Consider the following 9,762-nt stretch of genomic DNA (forward strand, 5'->3'; position numbering starts at 1 on the left):
GACCGACTGGGGCCGCATCGCGTCCCATTCCTCGAATTTGAGGGGCCGGTTATCCATGCAGGAGGGCAGGCGGAAGCCATGTTCGGCCAGCGTGAACTTGCGCCGGTAGTCGCCCCGGTACATGCCGCCGATCTGGGGCACGGAGACGTGGGATTCATCGGCAAACACGATGGCATTGTCGGGAATGTATTCGAAGAGCGTGGGGGGTGGTTCACCCGGTGCGCGGCCCGTCAGGTAGCGCGAATAGTTCTCGATCCCGTTGCAGACGCCGGTCGCTTCCAGCATCTCCAGGTCGAAGCGCGTGCGCTGTTCCAGCCGTTGCGCCTCCAGCAGTTTGCCCTCGTCCTCCAGCTGCTTCAGCCGCAGGGTGAGTTCCTCCTTGATGCCCTTGATCGCCTGTTTCATCGTCGGCGTGGGCGTCACGTAGTGGCTGTTGGCGTAGACCCGGACCTTGTCCAGCGTGTCTGTCTTGGCCCCGGTCAACGTGTCAAACTCGGTGATCGACTCCAGCTCCTCGCCAAAGAAGGACAACCGCCAGCCTCGGTCCTCCAGATGCGAAGGCCAGATTTCGAGACTGTCGCCGCGCACGCGGAAGGTGCCGCGATGAAACGCCTGATCGTTGCGCTTGTATTGCTGCGCGATGAGGTCGGCCATGACGGCGCGCTGGTCATATTCCTTCCCGACCTCGATGTCCTGCGTCATAGCCGTATAGGTTTCGGGCGAGCCGATGCCGTAGATGCAGCTGACCGAGGCCACGATGATCACGTCATCGCGTTCCAGCAAGGAGCGTGTGGCCGAGTGGCGCATCCGGTCGATCTGTTCGTTGATCTGGCTTTCTTTTTCTATGTAGGTGTCCGAGCGCGGCACATAGGCTTCGGGCTGGTAGTAGTCGTAGTAGCTGACGAAATATTCCACCGCGTTGTCGGGGAAGAAGCCCTTGAATTCCCCGTAGAGCTGCGCGGCCAATGTCTTGTTCGGGGCAAGGATGATCGCCGGGCGCTGCGTTTCCTCGATGATCTTGGCCATGGTGAAGGTCTTGCCGGTGCCGGTGGCCCCAAGCAGCACCTGGTCGCGCTCGCCATCTTTGATGCCACCCGCCAGTTCGACGATCGCCGTTGGCTGGTCGCCCGCGGGCTCGAAGGTGGTATGCATGACGAAGCGCTTGCCGCCTTCCAGCTTGGAACGGGGGCGGGTGGCCTCGGCAATGTCGCGGCGATCGGTGCTGGAATATGGCATGAACGATTCCCTGGCTCTTGCCCTTAGAATGGTCCCTTTTTGTTCCGTTGCAAGGCCGGGGCAGGGCACTGCTGACAGGCTGGTGTCAGGAGCCCGGCCAAATCGGAGCAATTTGAAACGGTTTCGCCAGAAATGCCCCGGACTATTTCCTTGCCGATCGGCCATCCCGGCCCCTAGGTTCGGCGGGCAAGCAGCAAACGGTTGCCGGCTGGCCCTGCACGACCCACCCCACCCCTCGCTCCACGTGCGCTGGCCGGCAACCTGCTTTCCCCATCCTCGAAAGCGCGACCAGAATGCCCGTTGCATCCTGCGCCCGGTTTGGTGATAAGACAGCGCGTGACCCCGAAGGAGTTGCCCGATGCGTGCACGAATCTATCAGCCTGCCCGGAACGCGATGCAGTCCGGCATGGGCAAGACCAAGACCTGGATCCTCGAATTCGCCCCGGCCGAACGGCGCGCGGTGGATCCCCTGATGGGCTGGACCGGTTCGGGCGACACCAACACGCAGGTCAAGCTGCGCTTCGACAGCCGCGAAGCGGCCGAAGCCTATGCGCGCGAGCACGGGATCGAAACCGTCGTGCTTCAGCCGCACAAGCGCAAGGCCAACATCCGCCAGGGCGGCTATGGCGAAAACTTCGCCACCAACCGCCGCCAGGTCTGGACCCACTGAGACCCGTGACCGATGCCAGCCGCTGGACCATCGCGCTCGAAGATGTCGGGCGCGAGGACGTGGCGCGGCTGCTGTCCATCCACGAAGCGCTGATGCGCGCGCAAAGCCCGCATGCCAGCTGCCATGTGAAGTCTGCCGATGACCTTGTGAAGACCGGGGCACGGCTCTTTGCCTTGCGCGAGGCGGGCGACTTGCTGGCCTTGGGCGCGCTGGTGCCGATCGGGGCGGGACACGAGGAACTCAAGTCGATGCATGTCGCCCAGGCTGCCCGTGGGCGTGGCGTGGGTAAATCGCTGCTGGTCGCGATGCTGGATGATGCCAAGAGCCGTGGGATCGCACGCATCAGTCTGGAAACCGGATCAGGCGCAGATCACGCCGCGGCCCGTGCGGTCTATGCCGGGGCCGGCTTCGCCCCCTGCGGGCCCTACGCGGGTTATACGGACGATCCCCTGTCCACCTTCATGACGCTGGCGATCTGACACGCCTTGTGGCTTGCCTTCCCGGCCTTGGTCGCGCATCTAGAGGTCAGCGGTCCCGTAGCTCAACTGGATAGAGCAGCTGACTTCTAATCAGCAGGTTCGGGGTTCGAGTCCTCGCGGGATCGCCAGACGAGCACTTTCAGGCCCCCCGGTGGGGCGAGTTGCGGGGCCTTGCGAATGAAGCTGATCCACACAATCCTGCGCGGCTTGGAAAAGCCTGTGTTGAAGGGGTTGGGCAAGGGCTATGGGACCAGCTCGATCGACGCGGAAACCCGGTGTATCGAGGCACTTCTTGATAGAGATGTGCGGCTTTGCGTCGATGTGGGCGGCAATGTGGGCAACTACACCGCAGCCTTGCTGAAGCGCTTTCCCGAGGCTCGGGTCGTGACCTTCGAACCCTCGTCCACAAATATCGCCCTGCTTCGCGACCGGTTCGGCGCTGAACCCCGTGTCACGCTCGTTCCGGCGGCGGTTTCAAGCGCCGCCGGAGAGGCCCAGCTTTTTTCGGACGTTCCCGGGTCCGGGCTTGGAAGCCTCACGAAGCGGGACCTGAGCCACCTGAACCTCAGCTTTGAAGAGACCGAGTCCGTTCAAACGATCCGGCTGGAAGACTATTGGCGCGACACGCTTCAGAGGCAGAGGATCGACATCCTGAAACTGGATATCGAAGGTCACGAACTGGACGCGCTTCAAGGGGCGGGCGAGGCGATTGCCTCTACCCGCGCGGTCCAGTTCGAGTTCGGGGGCACCAACATAGATACCCGGACCTACTTCCGGGATTTCTGGACCTTTTTCAAAGACCACGGTTTTGCGATTTACCGGATCACGCCCTTTGGAAACCTGCCTATCGTGAAGTATTCCGAACGAGAGGAAGTCTTCACGACAACAAACTTCATCGCCGTATCCAAGCGGTGAGCCCCATCGGGTGATTGTAGCGTGGAAGGTCAATGCGGCCGAGACTGCATTTCCTGCGCGTGAAGTAACATCATGTTAATCTCGAAATTCAGAATGCATTTGATGTTATGTCTCGGACCTCTAGAACACTCCGTGTGATCCGGAACCTGTGCCGGCACGGAAGAGGATGGACGCATGAAGACCGGCATCGCCACCGTTTCAATCTCGGGCAACCTTGAAGAAAAGATCGAGGCCATCGCGGCTGCGGGGTTCGATGGGATCGAGATTTTCGAACAGGACTTCATCGCCGACAGCCGCAGCCCGCGAGATGTGGGTGAGCGTATCCGCGCCGCCGGGCTGGAGCTGATGCTCTTTCAGCCCTTCCGCGATTTCGAAGGTCTGCCCGGCCCACTTCGGGCCAAGGCCTTCGACCGGGCGGAACGCAAGTTCGACCTGATGCAGGACCTCGGATGCGACCTTGTGCTGGTCTGTTCCTCGGTCCACCCCGAGGCCCTTGGCGGGATCGACCGGGCGGCGGCGGATTTCGCCGAACTGGGCGAACGGGCGGCGAAGCGCGGCCTGCGCGTGGGCTACGAGGCCCTGGCCTGGGGGCGCTACGTGGATGACCACCGGGATGCATGGGAGATCGTGCGCCGGGCGGACCATCCGAATGTGGGCCTGATCCTGGACAGCTTCCACACGCTTGGTCGCGGGATCGACCCTGAAACGATCCGGCGTATTCCGGGGGACCGCATTTTCTTCGTGCAACTGGCCGACGCGCCGCGCATCGACATGGACCTGCTTTATTGGTCCCGCCACTTCCGCAACATGCCCGGAGAGGGTGACCTCGACGTGACCCGCTTCATGCGGGCGGTCATGGCGACGGGCTATACCGGGCCGATCAGCCTGGAGATCTTCAATGACCAGTTCCGGGGAGGTCAGCCAAGGGCCATCGCCCGTGACGGGCACCGGTCGCTGGTTCACCTGATGGATTGCGTGCGCCGGGCCGAGCCGGAACTGAGCGTGGACCTGCCTGCCATGCCTGCCCCGATGGGGGTGGAGGGCGCCGGCTTCATCGAGTTCGCGACGCAAGGCGCCGAGGCCGACGCCATCCGTGGCCTTCTGTGCAAGCTCGGGTTCACCTGTGTCGGGCGGCATATCGCCAAGGCGCTGGAGCTTTGGCAGCAGGGTGAGATTCGCATTGTCCTGAATTCCGAACTGTCGGGTCATGCCGATCACAGCTTTACCGTGCGGCGCAGCAATGTCTGTGACATTGGCCTGAGGGTTGGATCGGCCGCCGACACGATGGCCCGCGCCGTTGCGCTGGATTCCAAGCCATTCGCCCAGGATCGCGGCCCGGGAGAGCTGGATATTCCCGCGATCGAGGGGCTTGGTGGATCGGTCCTGCATTTCCTTGACCCGTCGCTGGATCACGTATGGGAAACAGAGTTCACGCCCACGGGCGAGGCACCGGGCATATCGGGGCTGACCCGGATCGACCATGTCGCGCAAACCATGAGCTATGACGAGATGCTGAGCTGGTCGCTCTTCTACACATCGCTCTTCGGCATGCAGAAATCGCCGATGCTGGATGTGATCGACCCTGACGGGCTGGTGCGCAGCCAAGCGCTGGCCACGGCTGACGGGCGCTTCCGCATCACGCTTAACGGGGCTGAGACCCATCGCACGCTTGCGGGCGGCTTCCTGGCCGACAGTTTCGGGGCCTCCGTTCAGCATGTCGCCTTTGCGACGTCCGACATCTTCCAGACCGCAGCGAACCTGGCGACGCTTGGCTTCGAGCCACTTCCCATCAGTGAAAACTACTACGCAGACCTTGCCGCGCGTTTCGATCTGGCGCCCGATCTGCTGGAGGCTATGAAGGCGGCCAGCATCCTTTATGACCGCGAGGGCGACGAAGAGTTCTTCCAGCTCTATTCACGCCCCTTCGCCAGCGCGATGTTCTTCGAGATCGTCGAGCGGCGCGGGTCCTATGATGGCTACGGCGCGCCCAATGCCCCGTTCCGCATTGCCGCGCAGAAGCGGCTGTCGCGTCCCAAGGGTATGCCGCGCGCCTAGCGCAGGTGATGGCCGGGTGTTCCGGATCGGGTCAAACCGATTCCGGCGTGTAGAGGACCGGGTCCATGAACACCTGTCCGGGGGGCGGCGCACCACTGAGTTTTGCCGCGGTCATGGCGGCCACGACGCGGCGGCAAAGCTCTGCCAGCGGTGTGGCCATGGCCAAGCAGGCGTAGCGGTCGGTCAGGGCGGCGCGGCTTTCGGGTGTGATCTCGTTGACCACGAGCGCCACGCGGCCCGCTGGTCGGCTGTCGCGAAGCGCGGCAATGGCCCCCTCCATCCCGCCACCAGCCACGTAGAGACCGCGCAGATCGGGGTGGCGTTCGAGCAGGTCCAGTGTCGCTTCGTAGGTCAGTTGGCGCGTGTCGAGATTGACCATCGTATCCAGCAGCTGAAACTTCGGCGCGAATTCGTGCACGTAGCTGCGAAACCCGGTTTCGCGCAGGATATGCCCGTGCCAGCGGCTGGACCCCACGAAGGTCGCCAGCTTGCCGGGGCTGTGAAGCTGGGTGGTGATCATCCAGGCGGCAATGCGGCCCACCTTGATATTGTCAGTGCCGAAATAGCCAAGCCGGTCGCCCTGCGCGAGGTCGTTGAGCAGGGTGAAAACCGGCTTTCCCTCGGCACGCAGGTCGCGCAGCAGCGCAGCGATCTGGGGTTGGTTCGGGGCCACTACGGCCACCCCGTCGCAACGGTCGGCCAGCCTGCGGATCGCGTCGCAGTAATCGTCTGGCGTCTGGTGTGCCGGAAAGAGGATATCTGCCCGGCCCTCGACCTCGGGGTGATCGGCGACGGCGCGTTCAAGCCGGGCCGCGAAGTCGCGATAGAAGGCCTGGGCCGGCTTTTGCAGAACGAAGCCATAGCGCATCTTTGGCCGTGTCGCTGCGCGTGCCTGAAGCAGTCCCGCAGCGTGGTAGCCGATCCGCTCGGCGGCTTCGGCAACCCGCTCGGCGGTCGCCTGCCGGACGTGGCCGCGCCCGTGCAGCACCCTGTCGACCGTGGCCACGCCGACCCCGGCTTCGCGGGCGAGATCCTGGATCGTGGGGCGTTTGGCCATGCGTGGTTTTCATGTGATTACATCAAAGATGGTCTCATTATTGATGTGAAATGATGTGATTGCAACCGGAGGCGCTATGCGAGTCACAGGCGCTCCTCCTAGGGTCGGGCGAAGATCCTGTCTGTCAGGGAGGAAACGATGGGTTCACGCGATTACTCGCTTCTAGGCGCCGATGGTGCCCGCGCCGTTGAAACCGGGCTGGCCGCCGCCCAATGGTACCACACCGATGTGCCCCGCAAGGACATGAAGGCGCTGATGAAGCGCAGTGATGCGCCCGCGATCCGCGACACGGTGATCCTGTTCGGCTGCATGGGGCTCTTTGCTGCGATTGGCATCGCGCTTTGGCCAAGCTGGTGGTCCGCGCCGTTCTGGCTGGCCTATGGGGTGCTTTACGGGTCCGCCATGGACAGCCGCTGGCACGAATGCAGCCATGGCACCGCCTTCAAGACACGCTGGATGAACGACGTGCTCTATGAAATCGCGTCCTTCATGATGATGCGCAATTCGGCCACCTGGCGATGGAGCCATGCGCGCCACCACTCGGAAACCTATATCGTTGGCCGCGACCCCGAAATCGCGGTCATGCGTCCGCCCGATCTGCTGCGCCTCGTGCTGAACATCTTCGGTATCGTCGATGCCTGGAAGGCCCTCGGACGCATGCTCTACAATGCGGTGATCGGGGTCCATCCCGAGGAGAAGACCTTCGTGCCCGAAAGCGAATGGGCCAAGGTCGTGAAGGTCGCCCGTGTCTCTACCCTGATCTACGCCGTGACGATTGCCGTTGCGATCTGGATGGGTTCCATCCTGCCCCTGATGCTGGTGGGGCTGCCGCGGCTTTACGGGGCCTGGCACCACATCATGACGGGACTTCTGCAACATGGGGGGCTGGCCGATAACGTGGTCGACCACCGGCTGAACAGCCGCACGGTCTACATGAACCCGATCAGCCGCTTCATCTACTGGAACATGAACTACCACGTTGAACATCACATGTTCCCGATGGTGCCTTACCACGCGCTGCCGCAACTGCATGAGGCGATCAAGCACGATCTTCCTGCGGCGAACCGTTCGATCGGCGACGCGATGGCCGAGATGGTGCCCGCGCTGCTTCGCCAGTTGAAATACGAGGATTTCTTTATCAAGCGCGAACTGCCCGCCACGGCGAAACCCTACCGAGAGGATTTCCACGCCGGGCTGCCTGCGGCGGCGGAATGACCCCAGCACCAGTCACCAGGATAATGCCCCCGGCCCATGGGAAGCCGGGGTTCAGGACGAGAACGGGAGACAAGACATGAGCCAATGGATCGATGCCTGCGGAACAGGGGAGATCGACGAAGAAGACCTGATCCGCTTCGATCATGGGGGCCGCACCTTTGCCATCTATCACAGCCCGGATGGAGAGTTCTTCTGCACCGATGGACTGTGCACCCATGAAAAGGTGCATCTCTCGGACGGGCTTGTGCAGGACTACGAGATCGAATGCCCAAAGCACAATGCTACCTTTGACTATCGCACCGGAGAGGCGCTGCGCGCACCGGCCTGCGTGAACCTCAACACCTACCCTGTGAAGGTCGAGGGTGACCGGGTCATGGTGCAGATATGAGCGGTTTTTCCCATTGCCGCCCCACGGTTGCCGATATTCGTGCGCTCAAGGGCAAGCGGCAGTTGAGCATGCTTTTCGTCAATACCCCTGAAGAGGCGGACGCAGCTGCGCGGGCGGGAATCGACATGCTGTCGATCATCGATCCGGTCTGGACGCCCGAGATGCGCGAAGCAGCCGGAGACTGCTTCGTGCAAGTGGGGCTGCTCTATGGCGAACTGGTCACGACCGAGGACTATCTCCGCGCCGCGCATCGGGTGACCCGGATCGGGGGCGACTGCTGCTACTGCGCGTCATCCTTCGGCACGATCCAAGCGCTGGCCGATGACGGCATTCCGGTGGTCAGCCACGTGGGGCTCATCCCGTCCAAGGCGACCTGGACAGGGGGCTTCAAGGCCGTCGGCAAGTCCGCAGACAGCGCGATGGCGGTCTATCGCCACGTGAAGCGCCTGGAAGAGATCGGCTGTTTCGGGGCCGAGCTTGAGGTTGTGCCCGACCGGGTTGCCGCCGAGATCGCCAAGCGCACGACGCTGGTGCTGCTTGGCATGGGGGCCGGACCGCATGCGGATGCGCAGTATCTGTTCGCCGAGGACGTGCTTGGCTACACGCGCGGGCACAAGCCGCGTCACGCCAAGACCTATCGCAATTTCCGGGCCGAGCTGGACCGGCTTCAGGTTGAGCGCGTCGCGGCCTTTTCCGAGTTCAAGGCCGATGTCGACAGCGGTGCCTATCCCGCAGCCGAACATGTGGTGTCGATCTCGGACGCGGCCTTTTTGGAATTTCTGGACGCGCTCGACTGACTGACAAGCACTAGGGCAGGGGGAGATGACGTGAAAACGTCATTTCCTGTTAGACCCTTTGCAATCAATGGGATAGAAATGGGTCCACCTGCCAGGGGAGGAGGACCGTCACATGGCCAATCGCGCGACCGTCAAGGATGTGGCCCGGGAAGCCGGGGTCAGCGTGTCGACCGTGGACCGCGCCCTGAATGGCCGGATGAAGGTGCGCGAGGAAACGCTGCGTAAGATCGCCGAGGCCGCGCGCAAGGTGGGGTATCATGGACGCGGATTGGTCGAGCAGCGCTTGCTGCCGAAATTGCCGAAGATGCGGTTCGGCTTCGTGCTGCTGAAGCCTTCGCAGGAATTCTACCAGAACTTCACCCGGGAAATCGAAAAGGCCGTGGCCGCGCGCAGCGATATCGAGGGCGAGGCTGTCATCCGCTACGCCAAGTCGCAATCCCCGGAGGAATTTGCCGACCTGATGGAGCGTCTTGGGCGCAAGGTCGACTCCCTGGCCTGTGTCGCAGTCAACCATCAGCGGCTAAACCGGGTGGTTCAGGATCTGAAAGAGCGCGGGGTCCCCGTCTTCTCGCTGCTCAACGACTTCGCCCAGGGCATCCGGCGCAGCTATGTCGGAATGAACAACGTCAAGGTGGGGCGCGTGGCGGCCTGGATGATCTCCAAGACGGTGACGCAACCGGGGAAGCTGGCGCTTTTCGTGGGCGGGAACCGCTGGCATGGGCATGACCTGCGCGAGGTGGGGTTTCGCTCATTCCTGCGGGAAAACGCGCCCGCCTTTCCGGTGCTGGATACGCTGGTCAACCTGGAAACACGGCAACTGACTTACGAGGCGACGCTCGATCTGCTCAATCGCCACCCGGACTTGCGCGGCATCTATGTCGCGGGCGGCGGGATGGAGGGGGCAATTGCGGCCTTGCGCGAAATGCGCGCGCCGCACGAGGTGGCCCTTG

General features: G+C 62.9%; 10 protein-coding genes and 1 tRNA gene. 9 read left to right on the plus strand and 2 right to left on the minus strand.

Annotation, left to right across the window (positions count from 1 at the left end; genetic code table 11):
* A partial coding sequence (locus tag ACEQXV_RS01865) for a DEAD/DEAH box helicase family protein (protein ID WP_370267629.1) occupies positions 1 to 1,236 on the minus strand: 1,236 nt, incomplete at its 3' end.
* A gap of 358 nt (positions 1,237 to 1,594) precedes the next feature.
* Between ACEQXV_RS01865 and ACEQXV_RS01870 the strand changes: the two genes are divergently transcribed.
* The 5 genes from ACEQXV_RS01870 (at position 1,595) to ACEQXV_RS01890 (ending at position 5,355) form a co-directional block, all read left to right on the plus strand.
* Entirely contained in the window at positions 1,595 to 1,906 is a 312-nt protein-coding gene (locus ACEQXV_RS01870) for an ETC complex I subunit (protein WP_370251120.1), read from the plus strand.
* 5 nt (positions 1,907 to 1,911) lie between these two features.
* Positions 1,912 to 2,385 (plus strand): GNAT family N-acetyltransferase, encoded by a 474-nt coding sequence (locus ACEQXV_RS01875; protein WP_370251121.1) that lies wholly within the window; start codon positions 1,912 to 1,914, stop codon positions 2,383 to 2,385.
* 51 nt (positions 2,386 to 2,436) lie between these two features.
* A tRNA-Arg gene (locus ACEQXV_RS01880) sits at positions 2,437 to 2,513 on the plus strand.
* A 49-nt stretch (positions 2,514 to 2,562) separates the two neighbouring features.
* A complete protein-coding gene (locus ACEQXV_RS01885) occupies positions 2,563 to 3,300 on the plus strand; it encodes an FkbM family methyltransferase (RefSeq protein WP_370251123.1) in 738 nt (245 codons plus the stop codon).
* 174 nt (positions 3,301 to 3,474) lie between these two features.
* Positions 3,475 to 5,355, plus strand: coding sequence for a bifunctional sugar phosphate isomerase/epimerase/4-hydroxyphenylpyruvate dioxygenase family protein (locus ACEQXV_RS01890; RefSeq protein WP_370251124.1), 1,881 nt, complete (start codon positions 3,475 to 3,477; stop codon positions 5,353 to 5,355).
* A 31-nt stretch (positions 5,356 to 5,386) separates the two neighbouring features.
* Here ACEQXV_RS01890 and ACEQXV_RS01895 read toward each other — a convergent pair whose 3' ends face one another.
* On the minus strand, positions 5,387 to 6,412 hold the full coding sequence (locus tag ACEQXV_RS01895; RefSeq protein ID WP_370267630.1) for a substrate-binding domain-containing protein: 1,026 nt from the start codon (positions 6,410 to 6,412) through the stop codon (positions 5,387 to 5,389).
* 138 nt (positions 6,413 to 6,550) lie between these two features.
* Between ACEQXV_RS01895 and ACEQXV_RS01900 the strand changes: the two genes are divergently transcribed.
* The 4 genes from ACEQXV_RS01900 to ACEQXV_RS01915 all read left to right on the plus strand — a co-directional run.
* Complete coding sequence (locus ACEQXV_RS01900; protein ID WP_370267631.1) at positions 6,551 to 7,627, plus strand: fatty acid desaturase family protein; 1,077 nt, start codon at positions 6,551 to 6,553, stop codon at positions 7,625 to 7,627.
* Between the two features lie 76 nt (positions 7,628 to 7,703).
* Positions 7,704 to 8,015 carry a MocE family 2Fe-2S type ferredoxin gene (locus ACEQXV_RS01905; protein ID WP_370267632.1) on the plus strand — a complete coding sequence of 104 codons (312 nt, stop codon included), beginning with the start codon at positions 7,704 to 7,706 and terminating at the stop codon, positions 8,013 to 8,015.
* Entirely contained in the window at positions 8,012 to 8,812 is an 801-nt protein-coding gene (locus ACEQXV_RS01910; protein ID WP_370251128.1) for a 3-methyl-2-oxobutanoate hydroxymethyltransferase, read from the plus strand. Before ACEQXV_RS01905 ends, ACEQXV_RS01910 begins: the two co-directional genes overlap by 4 nt.
* A gap of 112 nt (positions 8,813 to 8,924) precedes the next feature.
* On the plus strand, positions 8,925 to 9,762 hold an 838-nt coding region (locus ACEQXV_RS01915), incomplete at its 3' end, for a LacI family DNA-binding transcriptional regulator (protein ID WP_370267634.1).

The sequence above is a fragment of the Nioella sp. genome (genome assembly GCF_964229645.1).
Classification (GTDB): Bacteria; Pseudomonadota; Alphaproteobacteria; order Rhodobacterales; family Rhodobacteraceae; genus Nioella.

What these genes read in the sequence shown, in the direction of transcription:
- ACEQXV_RS01870 (WP_370251120.1), top strand. Translation starts at nt 1,595, where the DNA reads ATGCGTGCACGAATCTATCAGCCTGCCCGGAACGCGATGCAGTCCGGC.
- ACEQXV_RS01885 (WP_370251123.1), top strand. Translation starts at nt 2,563, where the DNA reads ATGAAGCTGATCCACACAATCCTGCGCGGCTTGGAAAAGCCTGTGTTG.
- ACEQXV_RS01890 (WP_370251124.1), top strand. Translation starts at nt 3,475, where the DNA reads ATGAAGACCGGCATCGCCACCGTTTCAATCTCGGGCAACCTTGAAGAA.
- ACEQXV_RS01895 (WP_370267630.1), bottom strand. Translation starts at nt 6,412, where the DNA reads ATGGCCAAACGCCCCACGATCCAGGATCTCGCCCGCGAAGCCGGGGTC.
- ACEQXV_RS01900 (WP_370267631.1), top strand. Translation starts at nt 6,551, where the DNA reads ATGGGTTCACGCGATTACTCGCTTCTAGGCGCCGATGGTGCCCGCGCC.
- ACEQXV_RS01905 (WP_370267632.1), top strand. Translation starts at nt 7,704, where the DNA reads ATGAGCCAATGGATCGATGCCTGCGGAACAGGGGAGATCGACGAAGAA.
- ACEQXV_RS01910 (WP_370251128.1), top strand. Translation starts at nt 8,012, where the DNA reads ATGAGCGGTTTTTCCCATTGCCGCCCCACGGTTGCCGATATTCGTGCG.